The 22,314-nt window shown below is 68.4% G+C and carries 23 protein-coding genes; 12 read left to right on the top strand and 11 right to left on the bottom strand.

The annotated features are described in order from the left end of the window. Window positions 1-116 precede the first annotated feature (116 nt). The gene (locus tag ACETK8_RS02430) at window positions 117-1,127 is read left to right on the top strand and encodes an adenosine kinase (RefSeq protein ID WP_374037931.1); all 1,011 of its coding nucleotides are present in this window, start codon (window positions 117-119) and stop codon (window positions 1,125-1,127) included. Between the two features lie 189 nt (window positions 1,128-1,316). On the opposite strand, the gene ACETK8_RS02435 is transcribed toward ACETK8_RS02430, so the two are convergent. From ACETK8_RS02435 to ACETK8_RS02450, 4 genes are read right to left on the bottom strand one after another with little or no spacing between them, the layout of a single operon-like run. Then, window positions 1,317-1,796 carry a hypothetical protein gene (locus ACETK8_RS02435; protein ID WP_374037932.1) on the bottom strand — a complete coding sequence of 160 codons (480 nt, stop codon included), beginning with the start codon at window positions 1,794-1,796 and terminating at the stop codon, window positions 1,317-1,319. 20 nt (window positions 1,797-1,816) lie between these two features. Continuing rightward, window positions 1,817-2,395, bottom strand: coding sequence for a Smr/MutS family protein (locus ACETK8_RS02440; protein WP_374037933.1), 579 nt, complete (start codon window positions 2,393-2,395; stop codon window positions 1,817-1,819). A 3-nt stretch (window positions 2,396-2,398) separates the two neighbouring features. Then, complete coding sequence (locus ACETK8_RS02445) at window positions 2,399-2,635, bottom strand: helix-turn-helix domain-containing protein (RefSeq protein ID WP_374037934.1); 237 nt, start codon at window positions 2,633-2,635, stop codon at window positions 2,399-2,401. Between the two features lies 1 nt (window position 2,636). Further along, the gene (locus ACETK8_RS02450) at window positions 2,637-3,245 is read right to left on the bottom strand and encodes a DUF2975 domain-containing protein (RefSeq protein ID WP_374037935.1); all 609 of its coding nucleotides are present in this window, start codon (window positions 3,243-3,245) and stop codon (window positions 2,637-2,639) included. 566 nt (window positions 3,246-3,811) lie between these two features. Here ACETK8_RS02450 and rdgB point away from each other — a divergent pair. The 7 genes from rdgB to ACETK8_RS02485 all read left to right on the top strand — a co-directional run bounded on the left by rdgB (window position 3,812) and on the right by ACETK8_RS02485 (window position 9,889). Next, a complete protein-coding gene (gene rdgB, locus ACETK8_RS02455) occupies window positions 3,812-4,411 on the top strand; it encodes an RdgB/HAM1 family non-canonical purine NTP pyrophosphatase (protein ID WP_374037936.1) in 600 nt (199 codons plus the stop codon). Continuing rightward, the gene (gene hemW / locus ACETK8_RS02460) at window positions 4,404-5,534 is read left to right on the top strand and encodes a radical SAM family heme chaperone HemW (RefSeq protein ID WP_374037937.1); all 1,131 of its coding nucleotides are present in this window, start codon (window positions 4,404-4,406) and stop codon (window positions 5,532-5,534) included. The genes rdgB and hemW overlap by 8 nt, the downstream gene beginning before the upstream one ends. Before the next feature lie 177 nt (window positions 5,535-5,711). Next, entirely contained in the window at window positions 5,712-6,587 is an 876-nt protein-coding gene (gene rsmI / locus ACETK8_RS02465; RefSeq protein ID WP_374037938.1) for a 16S rRNA (cytidine(1402)-2'-O)-methyltransferase, read from the top strand. After that, window positions 6,584-6,988 (top strand): YraN family protein, encoded by a 405-nt coding sequence (locus ACETK8_RS02470; RefSeq protein ID WP_374037939.1) that lies wholly within the window; start codon window positions 6,584-6,586, stop codon window positions 6,986-6,988. The genes rsmI and ACETK8_RS02470 overlap by 4 nt, the downstream gene beginning before the upstream one ends. A 39-nt stretch (window positions 6,989-7,027) precedes the next feature. Further along, window positions 7,028-7,843: a SirB1 family protein gene (locus ACETK8_RS02475; RefSeq protein WP_374037940.1), complete on the top strand. Its 816-nt coding sequence runs from the start codon at window positions 7,028-7,030 to the stop codon at window positions 7,841-7,843. 134 nt (window positions 7,844-7,977) lie between these two features. Beyond that, complete coding sequence (gene gshB / locus ACETK8_RS02480; protein WP_374037941.1) at window positions 7,978-8,928, top strand: glutathione synthase; 951 nt, start codon at window positions 7,978-7,980, stop codon at window positions 8,926-8,928. Between the two features lie 28 nt (window positions 8,929-8,956). After that, window positions 8,957-9,889 (top strand): rhodanese-related sulfurtransferase, encoded by a 933-nt coding sequence (locus ACETK8_RS02485; protein WP_374039450.1) that lies wholly within the window; start codon window positions 8,957-8,959, stop codon window positions 9,887-9,889. Window positions 9,890-10,030: 141 nt separating this feature from the next. On the opposite strand, the gene ACETK8_RS02490 is transcribed toward ACETK8_RS02485, so the two are convergent. From ACETK8_RS02490 to ACETK8_RS02510, 5 genes are all read right to left on the bottom strand, one after another. Next, window positions 10,031-10,306, bottom strand: a complete 276-nt coding sequence (locus ACETK8_RS02490) for an HPr family phosphocarrier protein (protein ID WP_374037942.1) — start codon at window positions 10,304-10,306, stop codon at window positions 10,031-10,033. A gap of 14 nt (window positions 10,307-10,320) precedes the next feature. Continuing rightward, a complete protein-coding gene (locus ACETK8_RS02495) occupies window positions 10,321-10,725 on the bottom strand; it encodes a PTS sugar transporter subunit IIA (protein ID WP_271084494.1) in 405 nt (134 codons plus the stop codon). A 110-nt stretch (window positions 10,726-10,835) separates the two neighbouring features. Then, window positions 10,836-11,258 carry an HPr kinase/phosphorylase gene (locus tag ACETK8_RS02500; RefSeq protein WP_374037943.1) on the bottom strand — a complete coding sequence of 141 codons (423 nt, stop codon included), beginning with the start codon at window positions 11,256-11,258 and terminating at the stop codon, window positions 10,836-10,838. Window positions 11,259-11,264: 6 nt separating this feature from the next. Further along, a complete protein-coding gene (locus tag ACETK8_RS02505; RefSeq protein ID WP_374037944.1) occupies window positions 11,265-12,890 on the bottom strand; it encodes a stimulus-sensing domain-containing protein in 1,626 nt (541 codons plus the stop codon). After that, window positions 12,859-13,563, bottom strand: a complete 705-nt coding sequence (locus ACETK8_RS02510) for a response regulator transcription factor (protein ID WP_374037945.1) — start codon at window positions 13,561-13,563, stop codon at window positions 12,859-12,861. Before ACETK8_RS02510 ends, ACETK8_RS02505 begins: the two co-directional genes overlap by 32 nt. A 185-nt stretch (window positions 13,564-13,748) precedes the next feature. On the opposite strand from ACETK8_RS02510, the gene ACETK8_RS02515 reads away from it, so the two are divergent. After that, window positions 13,749-15,461, top strand: a complete 1,713-nt coding sequence (locus ACETK8_RS02515; protein ID WP_374037946.1) for a hypothetical protein — start codon at window positions 13,749-13,751, stop codon at window positions 15,459-15,461. Window positions 15,462-15,619: 158 nt separating this feature from the next. Here the strand turns inward: ACETK8_RS02515 and ACETK8_RS02520 are convergent, their stop codons facing one another. Together ACETK8_RS02520 and ACETK8_RS02525 are read right to left on the bottom strand one after the other, a co-directional pair. Continuing rightward, window positions 15,620-15,937 (bottom strand): zf-TFIIB domain-containing protein, encoded by a 318-nt coding sequence (locus tag ACETK8_RS02520; protein WP_374037947.1) that lies wholly within the window; start codon window positions 15,935-15,937, stop codon window positions 15,620-15,622. A 98-nt stretch (window positions 15,938-16,035) separates the two neighbouring features. Further along, window positions 16,036-18,018, bottom strand: coding sequence for a CASTOR/POLLUX-related putative ion channel (locus ACETK8_RS02525; RefSeq protein WP_374037948.1), 1,983 nt, complete (start codon window positions 18,016-18,018; stop codon window positions 16,036-16,038). Window positions 18,019-18,194: 176 nt separating this feature from the next. On the opposite strand from ACETK8_RS02525, the gene ACETK8_RS02530 reads away from it, so the two are divergent. From ACETK8_RS02530 to polA, 3 genes are read left to right on the top strand one after another with little or no spacing between them, the layout of a single operon-like run. Then, window positions 18,195-18,635, top strand: coding sequence for a VOC family protein (locus ACETK8_RS02530; RefSeq protein ID WP_374037949.1), 441 nt, complete (start codon window positions 18,195-18,197; stop codon window positions 18,633-18,635). A 2-nt stretch (window positions 18,636-18,637) separates the two neighbouring features. After that, complete coding sequence (locus tag ACETK8_RS02535) at window positions 18,638-19,255, top strand: DUF6655 family protein (RefSeq protein WP_374037950.1); 618 nt, start codon at window positions 18,638-18,640, stop codon at window positions 19,253-19,255. Window positions 19,256-19,306: 51 nt separating this feature from the next. Next, entirely contained in the window at window positions 19,307-22,201 is a 2,895-nt protein-coding gene (gene polA / locus ACETK8_RS02540) for a DNA polymerase I (RefSeq protein WP_374037951.1), read from the top strand. Window positions 22,202-22,314 lie beyond the last annotated feature (113 nt).

Raw genomic sequence — 22,314 nt, forward strand, 5'->3', positions numbered from 1 at the left:
GGGGGCCTCCGTCCGGCGTGGGCTCGCTGGATCATATAAGGATGTCCTTATATGTTTTTGCGACGGCGGGTAAAGCGGGACTGGCGCGGCGGCGTCCCGCCCGCTATGGGGCGCCCATGACCCAGAACACCGCCTCCTACGACGTCTGCGCCGTCGGCAACGCCATCGTCGACGTGCTGAGCCCTTGCGACGACGCCTTCCTGACCGCCCAGAACCTGGTCCCCGGCTCGATGCAGCTGGTCGACGAGACCCAGAGCGCGGCCCTGTACGACGCCATGGCGGCGGGCGTGGAGGCCTCGGGCGGTTCGGCCGGCAACACGGTGGCGGGCGTGGGCTCGTTCGGCGGCCGCGCGGCCTATGTCGGCAAGGTGGCCCCCGACACCCTGGGCGGGGTCTTCACCCACGACATCCGCGCCTCGGGCGTCCACTTCGATACCCCGGTTCTGGAAGGCGGCGCCGGCACGGGCCGCTGCCTGATCAACGTCACCCCGGACGGCCAGCGCACCATGTGCACCTTCCTGGGCGCGGCGAACCAGCTGGGCGTGGAGGACATCGACGCCGAGCTGATCGGGTCCAGCGCCATCGTCTATCTGGAAGGCTATCTGTTCGATCCGGCCCCGGCCCGCGCCGCCTTCGAGGCCGCCGCCGCCGCCGCGCACAAGGCGGGCCGGAAGGTCGCCATCACCCTGTCGGACACCTTCGTCGTCGCCCGCTGGCGCGCCGAACTGCTGGAGTTCATCGAAGCCTCGGCCGACATCGTCCTGGCCAACGAGGGCGAACTGGCCGCCCTGTTCGAGACCGAAGACTTCGACGCCGCCGCCACGAAACTGGCCGGCATGGTCGAGATCGCCGCCGTCACGCGCGGCGAGCACGGCTCTGTCATCATCTCGGGCGACCAGCGCATCGCCGTCGCCGCCTATCCGGTCGCCAAGCTGCAGGACACCACGGGCGCGGGCGACCAGTACGCCGCCGGCTTCCTGCTGGGCGTCGCGCGCGGCCTGACGCTGGAACAGTCGGGCAAGCTGGGCTCGCTGGCGGCCTCGGAAGTCATCGCCCACTGGGGCCCGCGCCCGATGGTGAAACTGGCCGATCTGGCCGCCGAGACCGGCCTGACCCTGACCGCCTGATAGGTCGTCCGGACTCCAAAACACCGTCCGAAGCGTCCGAAGAGTCCGAAGCGTTCGGATTGCATCTGCGCCGCACCGTCATGTCAAAGACCCTCGCGCAGTCTACCACGGCGGCGGACAGTGTTAGGTATTCGGCGTGCCGCGTCCGGTAAGGCGTGCCGGAACAAGGGCTTGGGCCAGATCCGAATGTTAAGTCGGGTCGGCCTTGCGCCAGGCCCGGAGCGAATCCTCGTCCACCAGATCCGCGACCGGCACGGTGTCGTCGACCGAGAGGCCGGACGGCAGGCGGCGCACATAGGTGACGAACCAGTCGCCCTCCCGTCCCGCCAGGGCGTCGAGGAAGGGGATGGGGCCGCAACTGGTGACGGTCGAATGGCGAATGCCGATCCGCTCGGTCGGCAGGTCGCCCTTCAGCGCCAGGGCCGGGATCAGGGTCGCGCTGACGCCCTGGCCGCCCGGCAGCGCGATCCGCTCGAAGGCGCCGGCCTCGGACAGGAAGACGGCGTCCGACCGGGCCCACATCTCGGCCTGATGATTTCTGACGCGTTCGGCCGCGACCTCGGGCGAGGCTCGCGGAGCCGGATAGGTCGGTTCGCAGGCCAGGCCGGGCGTCGCCACGGCGGCGAGGATAGCGGCGAGAATCCAGGCGGGGCGGCGGTTTGCGGTCATGGGGATACTCCCCTTCCGGGCTAGCGTTTCAATGTGACGTAAATCGCGCCGTCGCCGCCGTGGCGCCGATGAGCCATCGCGAAGCCGGAGACCACGCCGCGCAGGGCGTGCCCCTGAAGCCATTCGTGGATCGAGGCGCGGATGATGCCGCCGCCGCGCCGCCCCTGACCCGTCACGACCAGAACCGCCTTCAGCCCCCGCGCCTGGGACTGGACGAGGAAGGCGCGCAGCTGGTCCTCGGCCTCGAACCGGCCGAAGCCGTGCAGGTCGATGGAGGCCTCGATCGGATCGCGTTCGCGTGAAAGGCGGCGCTGACGGCGCGGCTCCAGCTCTTCCGGCGCGGATCGCGGGGCGGGCGGGGGCGCCTTGGCGGGCGTGGCGGGCGCGGCGTTCATGATCTTTGTCGAGACCTTGGGCTTGCCGACGATGGGCGGGCGGGGCGCCTTGATCGTCTCGGGCTTCAGCGGCTCGTCGGGCAGGAGGGCGCCCGGCGTGATCCGGGTCGCCTTGCGCGCCTTGGGAGGGGTCACCGAGCCGGAGACGCGAGCCCAGATGCGGCGGTCCTCGGTCGTCAGATCGGGGGGCGGTCGCCGCGCCACGGATCAGGCTTCGTCGTCGGTGTCAGGCTCGGGCGGGCCGGGCTCATAGACCAGAAGATCGCCCGGCTGGCAGTCCAGCTCGCGGCACAGGGCGTAGAGGGTCGAGAAGCGCACGGCCCGCGCCTTGCCGGTCTTGAGGATCGACAGATTGGCCAGGGTCACGCCGACGCGATCGGCGAGCTCGGTCAGCGACATCCGTCGCTCCACCAGGATTTTGTCGAGCTGAACCCGTATCGCCATCTTAGATCGTAAGCTCTGACTCGCGGCGCAGACGCGCGCCTTCCTTGAACACCTCGGCCAGGACGAAGACGACCAGGACCGAGAAGACGGGGGTCAATAGCTCGCCGACCCCTTGGGAATCCATCACCCCCGGCGCCAGACGCGCGGCGACCAGACCCTGGACCAGCCAGACCCCGCCGGTGACCACGGCCAGGATCAGACCGATCTGGCGGAGACGACGCACATTCTCGGGTCGGAAGGGGTCGCCGATGGTCAGGGTGCGGAAGATCATCCGCAGGTTTCGGAGGATCAGCAGGAAGCCGCCGAAATAGGCGGTCAGGGCGCCCACGCCGAACAGCAGAAGGGGCCGGGTCAGCGGTTGCTGGGTGCCGCCGGAATCGTTGGAGACGGTGATGTTCAGGTCCGTCAGCGGAATGAAGATCGACGCCAACAGCACCAGCAGCAGAACCGCCGTGATGAACATCAGAAGCACATAGGCCACGTCCAGCGCGATCTTCAGCAGGCTGGACACGGAACCGGGACCGAGGGTCCGCAGGAAGGGGATCCGGAACGGCGCGCGGAGCCCCTTGGGCATCTTCGGCAGGCGCAGCTCGGGCCGGGTGGAGGACATCGTGGGCTCGGGAAAGACGGGACCGGAAATCTTGGCCGCGAGGACCGCGAGGGGTTCGGGAAAACTCCTACGCGGCCTTATACATCGCGATCTTCTTCAACGGCGTCAAAAGCCTCTTTGCTGGTGTCGCTAACGCTCGGCTCGCGGAGCCTCGCTGCTTGAGCGACGAAAGGTGGGCTGCTTTCATCTCGGCGGTCGCTCAAGTCGTGAGCAACCGCGTTGAGAACATAGCGACGCTTAGAAAGCCTGGACCAGGATGGCGACCAGGGCGGTCGGCAGGGCGGCCAGCAGGGCGGCGTTGATCAGCAGCGCGCCGACCTTGTCCATCACGAGCGAGGCGTTCATCGTGTTCATCGTTCTATTCCTTCGATCCTGAGGCGGGTCATTAATGCCCGCTTCTTTTCACCACGGGGTTCGGATTTGCCGATCTTGGCTCTTCCGGGGAACGATGTGGCTGCCGTTCTTGAGATCATAGATAGGACGTGCGGTGCGGGAAGTCATGTTACATATCGTTTAACGATATTAAACTTAGGCAATGAAATGTTTCACGAGCGTGAGCGTGCAGGATGTTGAGACTTATCAAGGGGATGCGGCTCGTCGCGGCGACTCACAATGCCGGCAAGGCGCGTGAAATCCACGCTCTGCTGGACGGACATTACACGGTGGTCACCGCCGGGGAGCTGAATCTGCCCGAACCGGCCGAAACCGAGACGACTTTTGTCGGCAACGCCATGCTGAAGGCGCGTCATGCCGCGCAGTTCTCGGGCGAGGTGGCCCTGGCGGACGACAGCGGCCTGTCGGTCGCGGCCCTGGACGGGGCGCCCGGCATCTTTTCCGCGCGCTGGGGCGGACCGCAGAAGGATTTCGGCTCGGCCATGAAGAAGATCGAGGATCGGCTGGAGGAGCTGGGATCGGCGGACCGCGCCGCCTGGTTCACCTCCGCGCTCGCCGTCGCCTGGCCCGACGGGCCGTGCGTGGTGGTCGAGGGGCGGATCGACGGGGTGGTCACCTTCCCGCCGCGCGGCGACCGGGGCTTCGGCTACGACCCCCTGTTCGTGCCCGAGGGCCATGACCAGACCTTCGGAGAGATGGATCCGGTGCTGAAGGAAAGCATGAGCCACCGCACGCGGGCGTTCGAGAAGCTGAAGGCGGCCCTGATTGACTGAAGAGGTCGCCCTCTACGTCCACTGGCCCTACTGCGCCCGCATCTGTCCCTACTGCGACTTCAACGTGGTGCGGGACCGGGGCTGGCGCGAGGAACAGGCGGTGCTGGTCGAGGCCATACTGACGGACCTGACGGCGCAGGCGGCGTTGTTGGGCCCACGTCGGCTGGCCTCGATCTTCTTCGGGGGCGGCACGCCCAGTCTGATGCGCCCCGAAGACGTGGCCCGCGTCATCGAACGCGCGCGCGCCCTGTTCCCGGCGGGCGAGATCGAGATCACCCTGGAGGCCAATCCCACCGACGCCGAGGCCGCCCATTTCGCGGCCTTGAGGGAGGCCGGGATCAACCGCCTGTCCCTGGGGGTGCAGTCGCTGGATGACGAACAGCTGAAGTTCCTCGGCCGCAACCATTCGGCGGACGAGGCGCGGCGGGCCATCGCCGTGGCGGCGGGCGTCTTCGACCGGCTGTCGATCGACCTGATCTACACCCTGCCCGGCCAGACGGTCGCCGGCTGGACCGCCGCCATGACCGAGGCGCTCGACATGGGGTTCGAGCATGTCTCCCCCTATCAACTGACCATCGCCGAGGGCACGGCCTTCGAACGCGCCATGGAGCGGGGCAGTCTGGTCCCGCCGGACGAGGACACCGCCGCCGACCTCTATGAGGCGACGCAATCGGTTCTGGGGGACGCGGGCTTCGAGGCCTATGAGGTGTCCAACCATGCGCGCGATGCGGCCGCCCGGTCCGCCCACAACCTGCATGTCTGGCGCGGCGGCGACTATGTGGGCATCGGTCCCGGCGCCCATGGGCGGTTGACGCTGGGCGGCGAGCGCACCGCCACCGTCGCCCACCGCCGCATCGCCGACTATGTCGAGGGCGTCGCCTCGGGCACGCCGTGGAGCGAACAGGAGACGCTCGACCACCGCGCCGCCGCCGAGGAACGGTTGCTGCTGGGCCTGCGCACCGTCGAGGGGGTGGCCCTGAGCGATCTGGCGGCCCTGGACCTGACGGCGCGAGTCGACGGTCTGGTCGAGGACGGCTTCCTCGCCGTTGCGGACGGCCGGGTCGCGGCGACGGCGACGGGACGGCCGGTGCTGGACGCGGTGCTCAAGGCCTTGCTGACCTGAGCCCCAATATCCGTTCACCCCAGCGAAGGCTGGGGTCCAGATCACAAACTCAGACGGCTCGGACCTCGCACAGGGCCTTCATGGGCAGGCTTGTGACTTCCATCTGGACCCCAGCCTTCGCTGGGGTGAACGGAGGGGAGGATTGTTCTGTGCCCGCGCGACTGGCACGAAGCGGCGATGAGCGAGCCGCATCCCTTTCCGCCGACCGCCCCGCCGCCGCGTCTGGTGACGCCGGGCCTCTATCTGGTGGCGACGCCGATCGGGAACCTGCGCGACATGACGCTGCGGGCGCTGGATGTGCTGGCCGCCGCCGACCTGGTCCTGGCCGAGGACACCCGCGTCACCGCCAAACTCCTCTCGGCCTACGGGCTGAAGGCGAAGCTGGAACGCTGCGACGACCACGCCTCCGCCCGTGCCGCCGAGATCGCCATCGAACGGGTGCGCGAGGGTCAGGTCGTGGCCCTGGTCTCCGACGCCGGGACGCCCGTCATCTCCGACCCCGGCTTCGTCGTGGCCCGCGCCTTCATCGCCGTCGACCTGCCGGTGCATCCGATCCCGGGCGCCTCCAGCCTGCTGGCGGCCCTGTGCATCGCCGGCCAGCCGTCCGACCGCTTCCTGTTCGCCGGCTTCCTGCCGCCCAAGTCGGCGGCGCGAAAGACCATGCTGGGTGAACTGAAGACCGGCCGTCAGACCCTGGTCTTCTTCGAGAGCGGCCCCCGCCTGGCCGCCAGCCTCGCCGACATGGCCGAGGTGCTGGGCGACCGCCCCGCCGCCGTGACCCGCGAACTGACCAAACTCTATGAGGAGGCGATCCGGGGCACGCTCGCCGAACTGGCCGTCGACCCGCGCTGCGACGCGCCCAAGGGCGAGATCGTCATCGTCGTCGGTCCCGGCGCGGCCGAGGTCGCCTCCGAGGCCGATATCGATGCGGCCCTGACGGAGGCCCTGGCCCGCCTCTCCACCGGCGAGGCGGCGTCCGAGGTGGCGGGCGCCTTCGACCTGCCGCGAAAGACCCTCTACCGCCGGGCGCTGGAGCTTCAGGGCAAGGGATGAAACCGCCCAGGGTCCGCGCCAACCTGCCGGCCAGGCCCAAGGCGGCGTGGCGACAGGCTTTGGGCGGGCAGGCGTTTCGCGAAGGCCACGGCGCCGAATGGATTGCGGCGGCCTGGCTGATGCTCAAGGGCTATCAGATCCTGGGCTTCCGGCTGAGGACGCGCGGGGTCGAGATCGACATCCTCGCCCGACAGGGGAAGACGGCCGTCGTGGTCGAGGTCAAACACCGCACGACGATCGAGGCGGCCCTGTCGGCGCTGGACCGGATACAACTGCAAAGGTTGCGTGATGCGGGCGCCGCACTGTTGCGCCAAAGACCCAGCTTGGCCGGTCTTCAGCTGCGAATCGATATTGTAGCGCTGGCTCCCGGTCGAATTCCGCGCCATCGTCGCAATCTATAGTTCCGCCGGGGGCGGAACCGGAACGTCGGGGGACGGGCTGTGACACGAGAAGAGGCGGAGATCGCGCTCGAAGAGGCGGGGCGGGCGGACGACGACGCCTTCCCGCTGCTCGACGCCGCCATCGCCTGCGCGCTTCACGACTATCCGTTCCGCGACCCGACACACGCGCGCATCCTGGCCGACAACGCCGCGGAACGGCTGGCGGAGCGGGTCGGCGGGGAGAGCCCCGACGACGCCCTGGCCGAGACCATGGCCGCCGACCTGCGGCTGAACGGCGACCTCCTGCACTACGACGACCCGGCCAATACCGACATTCTGGACGTGGCCGAGCGGCGGCGCGGCCTGTCGGCGGCCCTGGCCGTCTTCTATCTCGACGCCGCGCGTCGGGCGGGGGTGAAGGCGCAAGGGGTCGACTTCCCCAACCACTTCCTGCTGCGGGTCGAGACCCCCGCCGGCCCCGTGGCCCTGGATCCGTTCAGCCAGGGCCGGGTCGTCATGCCGTCCGAACTGACCCGCCGGGCGCTGCGGGCCGGGCTGACGCCCCACGTCGCCGACCGGCTGGACGTTCTGATGGCCCCGGTCAGCGACCGCGAGGCCCTGATCCGCTTGCAGAACGTCCTGTTCAACCGCGCCATCCGGGCCGAGGACTACCTCTGCGCCGAACGCTCGGCCGTCCGTCGCGCCCTGCTGGACCCCGAGGATCACCGCCCCTGGCTCGACGTCGCCGCCGCGCGGGAGAAACAGGGCGCCCTGACCGGCGCGCTGGAGGCCCTGCGTCGCGCCCGCGCCGTCGCCGGCCAGGACGACCAGATGCACCAGATCGTGGCGGATCGGCTGCGGATGAGGCTGAACTGAGGGGTTAGTGATTAGGGAGTAGGGCTTAGGGGGGTAGCGACCCTACTCACTAGGCCCTACTCACTACCCCCTGACCTTGCGCCCGCGCCCGGCCTTGCCCATTACCCAAGGTCTCTCCCGCGCAAGGTCCTCCCATGCTCAAAGTCGCCATCCAGATGGACCCCATCGAGGCGGTCAACATCGCCTCGGACACGACCTTCTTCCTGGCCATGGAGGCGCAACAGCGCGGCCACCCGCTGTGGGTCTATGATTTCCGCACCCTGGCGCTGGAGGACGGCAACCTGTTCTGCCGCGCCCGCCCGGCCCTGATCCGTCAGGTGTTCGGCGACCACGTCACCCTGGGCGACGAGGTGAAGCTGGATCTGGGCAAGGACGTCGACGTCATCCTGATGCGCCAGGACCCGCCCTTCGACATGGCCTATGTGACGGCGACCTATCTCTTGGAGACGGTCCATCCCCGGACGCTGGTGGTCAACGACCCGGCCGAGGTCCGTTCCGCGCCCGAGAAACTGTTCGCCACCCGGTTCGAGGGCGTGCAGCCGCCGACCCTGATCAGTTCCGACCCGGTCGCCCTGACCGAGTTCCACGAGAAGCACGGCGACGTGGTGCTGAAGCCCCTGCACGGCGCGGCGGGCTCGGGCGTCGTGCGGCTGAAGGCCGGCGATCCGAACCTGGACGCCCTGATCGAGATCCACGCCACGGGATCGCGCGATCCGCTGGTGATCCAGAAATTCATTCCCGCCGTCTCCAAGGGCGACAAGCGCATCATCCTGGTGGACGGGGAGCCGGTCGGCGCCATCAACCGCGTCCCGCCCGAAGGTCAGGTGCGCTCGAACCTGCGCGTCGGCGGTACGGCCGCGCCGGTCGAGCTGACCGAGCGGGATCTGGAAATCTGCGCCCTGATCGGGCCGGAACTGAAGGCGCGCGGCCTCTTGTTCGTCGGCATCGACGTGATCGGCGACTACCTGACCGAGATCAACGTGACCTCGCCCACGGGTGCGGTGCAGTTGAAGGAATTCACCGGCATCGATGCGGCGGCCGTGCTGTGGGACGTGATCGAGGCGAAGCACGTCCCGAGCGCATGACGGCCGAGGCGACGGCGTGACCGACGACATGTCCCAGATCCGGGTCGCGGCCCTCTATCGCTTCGCGCGCGTCGCGGACCCCGCAGGCCTGCGCGACCATCTGGAGGCCCTGTGCGGCGAGGATGTGCGGGGAACGTTGCTGGTCGCGCATGAGGGGGTGAACGGCACCATCGCCGGCCCCGCCGCCGCCATCTCGCGGGTGGTGGAGGGGCTGAAGACCCTCCCCGGGTTCGCGGAGACCGAGGTCAAGTATTCCGCCGCCGAGCGGATGCCGTTTCACCGGCTGAAGGTGCGGGTAAAGCCCGAGATCGTGACCCTGGGGCTGCCGGATCTGGAGCCGGCGACGAACGCGGGGACCTATGTGAGCCCGGAGGACTGGAACGCCCTCATCAACGATCCGGACGTGGTCGTGATCGACACCCGCAACGACTACGAGGGCGAGGTCGGGGCCTTCAGAGGCGCGATCCAGCCGAACACGCGGTCGTTCCGCGACTTCCCCGACTGGTTCCGGACGGAGGGCAGGGCCCTGCTGGATCGGCCGAACCCACCGAAAGTCGCCATGTATTGCACCGGCGGCATCCGCTGCGAGAAGTCGACGGCGTTCCTGAAGTCCGAGGGGGTGACGGACGTCTTCCATCTGCAGGGCGGGATCCTGAAGTATCTGGAGACCGTGCCGGAGGCGCAGAGCCTGTGGGTGGGCGAGTGTTTCGTCTTCGACGAACGGGTGGCGGTGGGTCATGCCCTGGCCGAGGGGACCCATACCCTGTGTCGCGGCTGCCGGATGCCGGTCAGCCCCGAGGGGCGGGCGTCGGAACACTATGTCGAGGGCGTCTGCTGCGAACGGTGCCACGACACCCGCACGGAAGAGCAGAGGTCCGGGGCGCTGGAACGGGACCGTCAGGTGCGGATCGCCGAGAGGAAGGGCATCGCCCACATCGGGGCGAAGCAGGAGAAGGACTGACCAGCCCCTATCCGTGCGCTCCAGCGAAGGCTGGAGCCCAGATCACGAACTCGTCTGCAGGGACATGGCACTGGGCCTGCTGATTCAGCGGCCGTCTTTTCCATCTGGACCCCAGCCTTCGCTGGGGTGAGCGGATGGGGGCTACTGATCCTCGTCGAACTTCCTGGCGACCAGGTCGTTCAGGGCGTCGATGGCGTCCTGGGCGTCGGAGCCTTCGGCCGATATGTCGATGGAGCAGCCATTGCCGGCGCCCAGCATCAGAAGGCCCATGATCGAACGGGCGTCCACGGTGACGCCGTCGCGGGTGACCTGGATCTCGGATTCGAAGCTGGAGGCCAGTTTGACGAACTTGGCCGAGGCGCGGGCGTGCAGGCCGCGGGTGTTGCAGATGTTGGCGGTCGCCTGAACGGTCGTCATCGTCTGCCCCATCCCTACTTCTCGCCCGCCAGGACCCAGGAGGCCACGGAGATGTATTTGCGGCCGGCGTCCTGGGCGTGGGCGACGCAGGTCTCCAGCGTCTCGCGACCGCGCACGCTGGCCAGCTTTATCAGCATGGGCAGGTTCAGCCCGGCGATCACCTCGGCATGGGTCTGTTCCATCACCGAGATGGCCAGGTTGGACGGCGTGCCGCCGAACATGTCGGTCAGGAGGATGACGCCCGAGCCGTCGTCCACGGCGGCGGCGGCGTCGACGATGTCGCGACGGCGGCGCTCCATGTCGTCCTCTGGCCCGATGCAGATGGCCGCGACGCCGCGCTGGGGTCCGACGACATGCTCCATGGCCGAGAGGAATTCGGACGCGAGGCCGCCGTGGGTGACGATCACGAGGCCGATCATTTCAAGCCGATCCTGGAAAGCGCCTGCAACGCAGAATATCCCCTAAAGCCGTGGATCGGAGGCCCCCGCCCCGGTCCAAGCGGGCCTAGATAGGCCAATCCGAAGCACGATTAAAGCCGGTCGATGGCGAGGCCCAGAATCACGGCCGCCGAGGCCGGGCGGATGTCCAGGGTCAGGCGCGGCAGATCGACGCCGGCGACCGTCTCGAAATCCGGATCGGGCAGGCGTTCGGTGACGCCCTGGACGCAGTTGACGATCAGGCCGATCCGCACGGAGGGCCGCCATACGGCGGGCACGATGTCGAAACCGCGCGCCTCAATCCGGCCGGCGATCCGCTCCGGCGTCGCGGCGTAGACGGCGCCGTCCGAGGCCCAGACGTGGGCGTAGTCGTCCGCGACAAGACGCCATCCCGCGTCGATGAGGCGCAGCGCCAGATCGCTCTTGCCCGCCCCCGACGATCCGCACAGCAGGACCCCGCGCCAGCCCTTCAGGCCCCAGCGGGCGACGACGGTGCAATGTCGGGGTTGGGGCATACCGGTCTAGGCCCTGCGGCTCACGGCGGGCAGGGCGACCTCGAACCGGGCCCCCAGAACCGCGCCCGAGGCGTCCAGACGGTTGGCGGCCGAGACGACCCCGCCGTGCGCCTCCACGATCTGGCGCACGATGGAGAGGCCGAGACCCGAGTTGGAGCCGAAGGCCGCCCCGCGCGGACGCGAGGTGTAGAACCGCTCGAACACGGTCTCCAGGTTCTCCGGCGGAATGCCCGGACCGTCGTCCTCGACCACGATCCGCAGCGGCAGGGCGTCGGCGTCCTCGCGGCGGATCGAGACGCGCACGTCCTTGCCCGCCGGGCTGAAGGAGCGGGCGTTGTCGATCAGGTTGCGGAACACCTGGCCCAGGGGGCCGTCGCGGCCGACGACACGGGCCGGGACATCCGCTTGCAGATCCAGCCTCACCGGCGCCTCGCCCGGCTTTCCGGTCGTCTCGTAGATGCTGACGATGTCGGTCAGGAGGACGGCCAGGTCGATGGCGCGCGGACGGTCGCGCGACAGTTCGGCGTCCAGACGCGACGCGTTGGAGATGTCGGTGATCAGGCGGTCCAGACGACGGACGTCCTGTTGCAGGACGGCGGTCAGGCGGTCGCGCTTCTCCTGATCCTTGACCAGATCCAGGGTTTCCAAGGCCGAACGGATGGAGGTCAGGGGGTTCTTGATCTCGTGCGAGACGTCGGCGGCGAAGCGTTCGATGGCGTCCATCCGGGTGGACAGGGTGTCGGTCATGGATTCCAGCGAACGGGCCAGGTCGCCGATCTCGTCGCGACGGTCTTCCAGGTCCGGCAGGGAGATGGCGCGGGCGCGCTGCAGCCGGACCTGATCGGCCGCCGCCGACAGACGCATGACCGGCCGGGCCACGAACAGGTGGAGCAGGAGGGAGGCCAGGAGGTTCACTCCCAGGGCCACCAGGGCGAAGGGGATCAGGGCGCGACGCTGGGCGTCCAGGATTTCGTCGACGTCGTTGGCCTCCAGCGTCAGGACGCCCAGCACCTGTTGCACATGGCGGATGGGCAGGGAGACCGAGACGACCCGCTCGCCGTTCTCGGAGCGGCGGACGGTGGTCTGGGGATCGCCGGCGAGGGCGGCGAGGATTTCATCGCCCAGCGCGACGTTGGCCCGCTCCAGATTGGCGGCGTCGCGGCCGCGCGCGGCGTCCCTGGGCTCGGGCGTTCCGGCGGGGCGGGCCGGCGGCAGGGGCTGGCCCTCGATGGTGTCCGAGACGTCGAAACTGTCGGCGATCAGCACGCCGTCGCGGTCGAAGATGCGCGCCCGCTGCCCGGACGGGACGAAGCGGTCGATCAGCACCTTGGCCGATTGGGACGGATTGAGCTCCGGGACCGGCTCGCCCCGGGTATAGTCCTCGTCGGACAGGACCTTGGCGAGCAGTTCGGCCTGACCGAGCAGGCTCTCCTGACGCGCCTGGACCAGGCCCGTGTGCCATTCGTTGAGCGCCAGGGCCCCGCCGAGCAGGATCAGAAGGCTGATCAGGTTCAGGACGAGGATCAGCCCGCCCAGCCGCGACCCGCCGAAACGGATCAGGCGGCGGCGCGGGGACAGGTCCTCGGACGTCTCCGAAGGTTCAGCTCTCGCGGTATCGATAACCGACGCCATACAGGGTCTCGATGGCGTCGAACTCGTTGTCGACGACCCGGAACTTCTTGCGCATGCGCTTGACGTGGCTGTCGATGGTGCGGTCGTCGACATAGACCTGATCGTCGTAGGCGGCGTCCATCAGGTTGTCGCGGCTCTTCACGAAGCCGGGGCGCTGGGCCAGGGCCTGAAGCAGCAGGAACTCGGTGACGGTCAGCTTGACCGGCTTGCCGTCCCAGGTGCTTTCGTGGCGGGCCGGATCCATGACCAGCTTGCCGCGACGGATGGCCTTGCCCGACACCTCGGCCGAGGGTTCCGGCTCGCCGCCGTCACCGCCCGAACGGCGCAACAGGGCCTTGACCCGTTCGATCAGCAGCCGCTGCGAGAAGGGTTTGTGGATGTAATCGTCGGCGCCGAGGTTGAATCCGAGGATCTCGTCGATCTCCTCGTCCTTGGAGGTCAGCATGATGACCGGAATCTGGGAGGTCTGGCGCAGGCGACGCAGCACTTCCATCCCGTCCATCCGGGGCATCTTCACATCCAGGATGGCGAGGTCGGGCGGCGAGTTTTCCAGCGCCTCGAGGCCCGTGGCCCCGTCGTGGTACGCGACCACCTTGTGGCCGTGGCTTTCCAGAGCCAGCGACACGGAGGCGACGATGTTCTCGTCGTCGTCCACCAGGGTGATATTGGCCAAGTCGGTCTCCTCGTCTGATCCACGACAGAAGTCGGGAGCGCATGAACGCACGACAAGCGTAACCGTTCGCCCGCGATCGCGGTGACTTTACGGCCACACTGCGTCCAGCGCCAGATTTGGTTCGCGAAACCGGACCTTAAAGCCTTGGCCGCTAGCGTGGCGTCCAGACCGCAGAAAGCGAGCGCATGGCCGGCCCCGTCCACTACGAACTCTATATCCGCAAGACCGCGCCCGCGCCCTGGACGCTGACGATGGCGACCGAAGAGCGGAAACACGCCGTCGACACGGCCGAGGAAATCCTCAGGGACAAGCGCGCCGTGGCCGTGCGGGTCACCAAGGAGACGCTGGATCCCGACACGATGGAGTTCGCCAGCTCCACCATCCTGACCCGCGGCGCGCCCGAGCCGCAGAAGAAGCGTCTGGTCGCCGACGACGACAAATCCTCCAACTGCATGGGACCCCAGGACCTCTACGCCCCCCACGCGCGTGAACTGATCGGCCGGGTGCTGGAGGACTGGCTGATGCGCCAGGGGGCGACGGCCTTTGAGCTGCTGCACCGGCCCGATCTGGTCGAGCGGCTGGAGGCGTCGGGCGTGGAGCTGCAGCACGCCCTGCAAAAGGTCGCCATCCCCGAGAGCCAGAACACCGGCCAGCCCGCCCACGAGCTGATCCGCCACTATCAGAAGCTGGTCGAAGGGGCGATGGAGCGGGTCGTCACCGCCGGCCGCAAGGGGACCTTCCCCGACCTCGCCAACCGGTCGCTCGCCGACGTGGCCCAGAAGCTGGCCGGGGCCTCGGACCGGGCCTTCGTCATGGGCGGGGTGGTGGCGGGCGCCCTGGTGGACCTGCGCGGCGCGAGGCCGCGTCTGGACCGGCTGATGGACCTGGCCGACCGGGCGCCGGCGGACGGGGCGCCGCGCGCCATGGTCATGGTCGCGATCGAACAGATCCTGTGCGAGCTCCTGGCCGCGCGCACCAGTCTGGCGGAAATCCTGGGTCCGGCGCTGGATCAGGGCGGCAGTCTGGCCGCCGTGGTGCGGATGGTGGCCCCGCGCGAGATCGAGATGCTGATCGTCCACGATCCGCGCATGGCCCTGCTGATGCCCTCGGTCGACGGTCCGGCGGCCCGGCTGGGCAAGCGGCTGGAGGGCGGGGAGTTTCCGCTTCTGGCCGCGTCCCTGGCCCGCATGGTGCTGCGCGAACTGATGGGGCCGCGTCGCCTGCGTCCCACCGATGCGCCGGGCGAGATCGACATCCTGCGGACCCTGGCCCTGTCCTTGACGGCCACGGCGGGGCGGTTGCTGACGCTGGAGGAAGTGCAGACCGCCTTCACCGAACGCTCCAAGAGCCTGGTCACCGCCGACTTCGTCCAGGCCTATGTGGTGCCGTGCGACACGGTGCTGTGCGAGGCCGAGCAGCTGACCCGCCTCTGCGAGAACGTCACTGGCAATTCGAACAAGCGGTCGGCGGCCCGCTGGTTGGCGGCCTGCGTCACCTCGCTGCGGTTCGAGAGCGAGATGCGGATCAACACCCAGACCCCGGCCCGGAAGCTTCAGATCCTGGCCGCCCTGACCCGGTCGGTGAAGGCCTCGGCCCTGTCGGAAAACGACACCGAACAGATCCTGGCGGCCATCGGCAATGTCGGCGGGGTGATCGAGGCGGAGGCGAAGCTGACCGCGACCCTGGCCCGCGCCCCCGCCCCCGTGCCCCAGAAGCTGACGGCCCTGTTGCGGCTGGCCGCCGGGGAGACGGCGCCCCAGGGGCCGGTCTCCGAGCGCGCCAAGGCCGAGGCGATCAAACTGTTCCGCGCGCCCGAGGCGCGGGCCGAACTCAGCGCCGCGCCGGAAACGATCGCACCGCTGAAGGGTCTGATGAAGGCGGCGGGGCTGGCGGCGTAATCGGTCTCCTCCCCGTGCGAAGCATGGGGAGGTGGCTCGCAGCATAGCGGAGAGACGGAGGGGGTCTTCGTGCACGCAGAAAGAACCCCTCCGTCAGCTCGCGAAGAGGCTCGCTGCCACCTCCCCATCTGCGATGGGGAGGAGACTTTTCGGCCCGGTCAGTCGAAGATGTCGAAGATGCTGTCGCGCTTCTTCTTCTTGTACCGATAGTCGTCGTGATCGCGGTAGCGCGAGTCGCGATACTGCGGCTGTTCGGGCGCATGGCCCCATGGCGCGCCGGAGTGGGGTCGGCCTTGCGGCGGCGGGGCATAGGCCTGGGCTGGGACGGCGGAGGCGGCCGCGCCCTCCATCAGCTTCTCCAGTTCGCCGCGATCCAGCCAGACGCCCCGGCAGGTCGGGCACATGTCGAACTGGACGCCGTTGCGGTCCAGGGTGGTCATCTGGGCGTTGTCGTTGGGGCACATCAACAGGGGCACGGGGCGGTCTCCGGGGGAAGGTCTTTCCCGAACGTGGCGCCGCCGTCGGAGGCCGCAAGCGGGGCGGGGTGTCGCAGCCCCGCCCGCTTTCGTTTCGATCAGTCCTCGGCCAGGACGATGACGCGGTCTTCCGGCAGGTAGTCCAGCGCCTCGGACTTGTTCGGATTGACCACGACCCCGCCCATGTTGCGGTCGTCGCCGTCCTCGAACTCACGCTTGCGACGGTAGCCGATGGCCGTCTCGCCGCGCCGACGGGCGGCTTCGGCGATGGTGTAGAAGGTCACCGGGCCGGACAGGTCCACATAGTCGCCGACCGGGCGCATGTAGATTTCCGAGCCGTCCTCATCCAGCAGGTCGTCGAAGATGGAGGACAGGTATTCGTTCTCCGACGCCTGGGCCAGCATCAGGGAGACCAGCTTGTTCGACACCACGAAGTCGTCGGCGCGGGTGACCTCGGCCAGTTCGCGGTTGCGGATGTCGATCATCTCCGAGACGACCGAGATGTGGACGCCCAGACGCTCCGACAGCTTCCGCAGGTGCAGCAGGGTGATCAGGGTGCGGGTGTCCGCCGACTGGGCCTCCATGGTGTCCGAGTAACCCAGCACCATGATGGAGTCGTAGCTGGCCGGATCCAGGGCCTCGATGGAGGCGGAGTGGCTGGTGTCGATGACCCTGGACGTCACCTTCATGTTGGTGGAGCCCAGCGGCATCGACCGGATTTCCTCCGCGAAGCCGGGTGTGTCGCCGGCCACGGTCAGGATCGAACCGGGGCGAACGTATTTCGACAGCTCATAGGCGATCATCGGGCCGCGACGGTTCCAGCCGATGATGAGGGTGCGTTCGGCCTTGCGGCGGACGGCCTTGGGCTTCCGGACCGTCGAGGCGTCGATCAGGTCCTCTGGCAGGGGCGTCAGTTTGATGGAGTCGTCGTCCTCGGCGATGATGATGGCGCGCGAACCGGACGTGATGACCTCGTCCATCGGCGGGTTCATCTTCACCTTGCCGTCGGCGTAGCGCAGGCCGATCAGGGCGGAGTCCTCATAGCCCATGACGGCGTCGCCGTAGGTGATCCCGACCAGCTCCTCCAGCTCGGTCGTGTAGATTTCGCAGCCGTCGAAATCGAGCAGTTCGGAGTAGACGGCCGAGAGACCCGCCTGACGCGAGGACTGGACCACGATGCGCGAGATGAGGTCGTCGGCCAGCACCAGCTGGACCTCGTCCCCGCCGACGATGCGGGCCACCTCGGCGTTCTTGGCGTCGCGGAGTTCGGCGGCGATCAGATAGCGTTCCTCGCGGCGCTTGGGGTCGTTGGTCAGGGCCAGGACGGTCTTGATGACCTGGCTGTCCGGATCGTCCACGCCCTCGGGCGAGACGACGATGATGGAGCGGCAGGCCTGGGGGTTCACGATCGACAGATCGAACAGGTCGGTCGGATCGCCCGAACGGCAGATGATCTGGGTGTTCTTGAGATCCTCGACCTTGTCGGCGATCTCGTCCTCCATCTCGATCTTGTCCTTGTTGGCCATGATGACGATGCGCGGGTTCTTCCGGCTCTCGTTGGCGATGACCAGTTCGGAGATGATGTCGAAGATCGAGGCCGACCAGTTCAGGATGATGGTGTGGTCCGTCTCCAGCACGCGCGAGCGGCCCTTCCGGGCCTCCTCGATCTTGGCGTCCAGACCGGCCGAGATGACCGAAATCAGGGCCGAGAAGACCAGGATGCCCATGGCCGTCACGAACAGGTTGAGGCCTCGGAAGGCCCAGCCGGCGTCCCCCGCGACGGTGCCGGCGTCGGTGGTCCGCATCAGCGACTGCCAAAGGGCCTCGATGAAGCTCCAGCCGCCGTCCGGACCCCAGCGGGTCAGGGTCAGGATGGTCGCCGCGAACAGAATGGTGATCAGGGTCACCAGACCCAGCCAACCGACCAGGGCCATGGCCCCGCCCGACATCGACTTGTCGAAGCCGTACTTCAGCCGCTCGCCCAGCGAGACCTCGCCGATCTGATGGCCCTTGGTGGTGTTGGCCTTGGCCGCGCCCTTGGCGGCGTTGCGCGCGGCGTTGGCGCGAGTGAGCGATCCCATGAGGCGGCTGTCTGTCCCTGACTGTTCCGCCCACCCCCCTTGGTCGACGGCCATGCCCTGCGACAATTCGCGCGCGAACACGGATACTGTCCCGCTTAATCCGGTATCGGCCCTTTGGAACCTGACGATTTCCGACTAGAAGGCGGCCTCTCCCCAATCGCGGCCTGAGGTTCCTCATGCGCTATCTGCACACCATGGTCCGGGTCGCCGACCTGGACGCCTCCCTGCATTTCTGGACGGCCCAGCTGGGTCTGGAGGAGGTGCGGCGGACGGAGAACGAGAAGGGGCGCTTCACCCTGATCTTCCTGGCCGCGCCGAAGGACAAGGATCGCTCCGCCGCCGAGCGCGCGCCCGAGGTCGAACTGACCTACAACTGGGACCCCGAGGTCTATACCGGCGGGCGCAATTTCGGCCACCTCGCCTACAAGGTCGACGACATCTACGCGACCTGTCAGCGACTGATGGACATGGGCGTCGTCATCAATCGCCCGCCGCGCGACGGCAACATGGCCTTCGTGAAGTCGCCGGACGGCATCTCGATCGAGCTTCTGCAGGAGGGCGCCCCGCTGGAGCCCGCGGAGCCGTGGCTGTCCATGCCCAACACCGGGACCTGGTAGGCGTGCGTCTGATCGCGCTCGGCGCGGCGTTGCTGGTCGGGGCCCCTCTGATCGGTTGCGCCTCCACCTCGGAGAGCAATCCCGGTCGGACGGCGACGGAGCAGCTGTTGATGGCGCGCGCGGCCGACCTGGCCGTCGACGGCCTGCGTCTTCCCATCCCGCCGGGATCGCGCGTCTTCGTCGAGAACCGCTACTTCCAGGGCGAGGGTTCGGCCTATGCGACCTCGGCCGTGCGCGGCGCCCTGTCCGAGGCCGGCTTCGCCCTGGCCGATGAAAAGTCCCAGGCCGACGCCGTGTTCGAACTGCGCGCCGGGACCATGTCGCTGGAACAGATGCGCCGGGTCGTCGGCCTGCCGCCGCTGGCCGTGCCGATCAACGAGAATTTCAACGTCGTCTCCCTGCCCGAACTAAGCCTCTACAGCCGCCGGGACCGGATCGGCGTCGCGGAGTTCTCCGGCTTCGTCTACGACGCCCGCACCGGCGCGCCGCTGGGCGCCGTCACGCCCATGGTCGGCGAGTACCGCATCCGCAGCCACAAGGTCCTGATGATGGTCACCTGGGGCCAGCAGTCGGCGCGGCCGAACGAGCGCGATCCGGGCGACAGCTGGCGCGAGTTCTGATCCCGCCGTTGGGGCGGTGACGGGCGGGCGACGGCCCCCTATGTTGCCGCCATGTCCGAAGCCGATACCGCCTCCGAAGCCGCCCCGATCCGCCTCTGGCTGATCGACGCCTCGGCCTACATCTTCCGCGCCTATCACGCCCTGCCGCCCCTGACGCGCAAGTCCGACGGCCTGCCGGTGGGCGCGGTCCAGGGCTACTGCAACATGCTGTGGAAGCTGTTGAAGGACATGAAGGGCGCCGATGGGCCCACCCATCTGGCCGCCATCTTCGACCACTCCGAGAAGACGTTCCGCAACGACCTCTACGACCAGTACAAGGCCCACCGTCCGCCGGCGCCGGAGGATCTGGTGCCGCAGTTCCCGCTGGTGCGGGAGGCGACGGCGGCCTTCGGCGTCCACTGCGTCGAACTGGCCGGCTACGAGGCCGACGACCTGATCGCCACCTATGCCTGCAAGGTGCGGGACATGGGCGGGGAGTGCGTCATCGTCTCCTCCGACAAGGACCTGATGCAGCTGATCGGCCCGTCGGTCGTGATGTGGGACCCGATGAAGGACCGTCGCCTGGCCGAGGAGGCGGTGATGGAGAAGTTCGGCGTCACGCCGGACAAGATGATCGACCTTCAGGCCCTGATCGGCGACAGCGTCGACAACGTCCCCGGCGCGCCCGGCATCGGCCCGAAGACCGCCGCGACCCTGCTGGACGAGTACGGCGATCTGGACACGCTTCTGGAGCGGGCGGGCGAGATCAAACAGCCGAAGCGGCGCGAGACCCTGATCGCCTTCAGGGACCAGATCCTGCTCAGCCGCGAGCTGGTGAAGCTGTCCTGCGACGCCCCGGCGCCCGAGCCGATCGCCGACTTCGCCATGCGCGACCCCGACCCGGCGGTGCTGTCGGCCTTCCTGGAGACGATGGAGTTCCGCAGCCTCCAGAAACGCGTCGGCGACGGCAAGCTGGCGGGCCACGAGGGGTCCGCCTTCGCCCCGTCCCGCCCGGCCGCGCCCCTGACCGCGCCGGTGATCTCGCCCCGCTACGCCCCCCAGGCCGTGTCGGAGGACGTGGAGAAGCAGATCTTCGACCACGAGGCCTACCGCTGCATCCAGACGCTGGAAGAGCTGGACGCCTTCCTGGCGCGGGCGACCGAGGCGGGGGTGGTCGGGTTCGACACCGAGACGGACGCCCTGTCGGCGACGCATGCGGGGCTGTGCGGGGTCAGCCTTGCCATCGGGCCGAACGACGCCTGCTACATCCCCCTGACCCACGAGCTGGAGCCTCTGGCGGGGTCGGGCGGGCTGGACTTCGGGGGGGAGGCCGACGCCCGGGAGCCCCTCACCCAGCTGGACAAGCCCACGGTTTTGGCCCGGGTAAAATCAATTTTGGAAGACCCGTCCGTTCTCAAGGTCATGCAGAACGGAAAATACGATCAGGCGGTCATGGCCAGGCGAGGCATTCGGGTCGCGCCGACGGATGACACCATGCTGATCTCCTATGTGCTGGAAGGAGGCCTGCACGGGCACGGGATGGACGAGCTGTCACGGCTGCATCTGGGGCATGACCCCATCCCGTTCAAGAGCGTCTGCGGGACCGGCAAGAGCCAGAAGTCGTTCAAACACGTCGAACTCAAACCCGCGACCCAGTACGCGGCCGAGGACGCGGACGTGACCCTGCGTCTGTGGCGCATCCTCAAGCCCCGGCTGGCGGCCGAGGGGCTGGCCACGGTCTACGAGACCCTGGAACGCCCCCTGCCCGCGGTCCTGGCCGACATGGAATCCGAAGGCATCCGCGTCGACCCCGACCGCCTGCGCCGCCTGTCGTCCGAGTTCGGCCTGAAGATGGTCGAGCTGGAGGCGAAGGCCCACGAGATGGCCGGCCGCCCCTTCGGCATCTCCAGCCCCAAACAGATCGGCGAGCTTCTGTTCGGCGAGATGAACCTGCCCGGCGGCAAGAAGACCGCCTCGGGCCAGTGGGAGACCGGCGCCGCCACGCTTGAGACCCTGGCCGAGACCCACGAACTGCCCCGCGCCATCCTGGATTGGCGCCAGCTGTCCAAGCTGAAGGGCACCTATACCGACGCCCTGGTCGCCGCCATGGACGAGGCCACCGACCGCGTCCACACCAGCTATCAACTGGCCGCCGCCACCACCGGCCGCCTGGCCTCCTCGGATCCGAACCTCCAGAACATTCCCATCCGCACCGAGACCGGCCGCCAGATCCGCCAGGCCTTCATCGCCCGGCCGGGCAGCGTCCTGATCTCGGCCGACTATTCCCAGATCGAGCTCCGGCTTCTGGCCCACATCGGCGACATCCCCGAGCTGAAACGCGCCTTCAAGGCCGGCATCGACATCCACACCGCCACCGCGTCCGAGATGTTCGGCGTCCCGGTCGACCAGATGGACCCCGAGACCCGCCGCCGCGCCAAGGCCATCAATTTCGGCATCGTCTACGGCATCTCCGCCTTCGGCCTGTCGAACCAGCTGGGCATCGACCAGTCCGAGGCCGGGGCCTACATCAAGACCTATTTCGAACGCTTCCCCGGCATCCGCGCCTATATGGACGCCACCCGCGCCGAGGTGAAACAGGCGGGCTTCGTCTCCACCGTCTTCGGCCGCCGCATCCACATCCCGGCCATCCACTCGAAGTCAGGGGCCGAACGCCAGTTCGGCGAACGCGCCGCCATCAACGCCCCCATACAGGGCGCCGCCGCCGACATCATTCGCAGGGCCATGATCCGCATGCCCGACGCCCTCCAGGCCGCCGGCCTGTCGGAGGTCAAGATGCTGCTCCAGGTCCACGACGAACTGGTCTTCGAATGCCCGGAAGCCCTGGCCGAGACCGCCATCCCGGTCATCCGCCGCGTGATGGAAGGCGCGGCGGAGCCCGCCGTGGCGTTGTCAGTGCCGTTGGTGGTCGAGGCCAAGGCCGCCAAGAACTGGGACGAGGCCCACTAGGCGGCGGGCCCGCCGCTGGGGTTTGACCGGAGGTTGGGGTTAGAAGCCCTCAACCCTGGCAGTGCCGTGGGTATGCGAAGCGCCCGACTCAGGCGATTAAACCTTGAGTGGTG

The sequence above is a fragment of the Brevundimonas staleyi genome (assembly GCF_041893865.1).
In the GTDB taxonomy this organism is placed as follows: Bacteria; Pseudomonadota; Alphaproteobacteria; order Caulobacterales; family Caulobacteraceae; genus Brevundimonas; species Brevundimonas staleyi.

Coding starts and splice junctions, on each gene's coding strand:
- ACETK8_RS02470 (WP_374037939.1), top strand. CDS start 6,584: ATGAAACCGCCCAGGGTCCGCGCCAACCTGCCGGCCAGGCCCAAGGCG.
- ACETK8_RS02530 (WP_374037949.1), top strand. CDS start 18,195: ATGCGCTATCTGCACACCATGGTCCGGGTCGCCGACCTGGACGCCTCC.
- ACETK8_RS02495 (WP_271084494.1), bottom strand. CDS start 10,725: ATGATCGGCCTCGTGATCGTCACCCACGGCGGCCTCGCGTCCGAATTC.
- polA (WP_374037951.1), top strand. CDS start 19,307: ATGTCCGAAGCCGATACCGCCTCCGAAGCCGCCCCGATCCGCCTCTGG.
- rdgB (WP_374037936.1), top strand. CDS start 3,812: ATGTTGAGACTTATCAAGGGGATGCGGCTCGTCGCGGCGACTCACAAT.
- ACETK8_RS02435 (WP_374037932.1), bottom strand. CDS start 1,796: ATGACCGCAAACCGCCGCCCCGCCTGGATTCTCGCCGCTATCCTCGCC.
- rsmI (WP_374037938.1), top strand. CDS start 5,712: ATGAGCGAGCCGCATCCCTTTCCGCCGACCGCCCCGCCGCCGCGTCTG.
- ACETK8_RS02500 (WP_374037943.1), bottom strand. CDS start 11,258: ATGCCCCAACCCCGACATTGCACCGTCGTCGCCCGCTGGGGCCTGAAG.
- ACETK8_RS02450 (WP_374037935.1), bottom strand. CDS start 3,245: ATGTCCTCCACCCGGCCCGAGCTGCGCCTGCCGAAGATGCCCAAGGGG.
- ACETK8_RS02490 (WP_374037942.1), bottom strand. CDS start 10,306: ATGACGACCGTTCAGGCGACCGCCAACATCTGCAACACCCGCGGCCTG.
- ACETK8_RS02515 (WP_374037946.1), top strand. CDS start 13,749: ATGGCCGGCCCCGTCCACTACGAACTCTATATCCGCAAGACCGCGCCC.
- ACETK8_RS02445 (WP_374037934.1), bottom strand. CDS start 2,635: ATGGCGATACGGGTTCAGCTCGACAAAATCCTGGTGGAGCGACGGATG.
- ACETK8_RS02525 (WP_374037948.1), bottom strand. CDS start 18,018: ATGGGATCGCTCACTCGCGCCAACGCCGCGCGCAACGCCGCCAAGGGC.
- ACETK8_RS02505 (WP_374037944.1), bottom strand. CDS start 12,890: ATGGCGTCGGTTATCGATACCGCGAGAGCTGAACCTTCGGAGACGTCC.
- ACETK8_RS02485 (WP_374039450.1), top strand. CDS start 8,957: ATGTCCCAGATCCGGGTCGCGGCCCTCTATCGCTTCGCGCGCGTCGCG.
- gshB (WP_374037941.1), top strand. CDS start 7,978: ATGCTCAAAGTCGCCATCCAGATGGACCCCATCGAGGCGGTCAACATC.
- ACETK8_RS02430 (WP_374037931.1), top strand. CDS start 117: ATGACCCAGAACACCGCCTCCTACGACGTCTGCGCCGTCGGCAACGCC.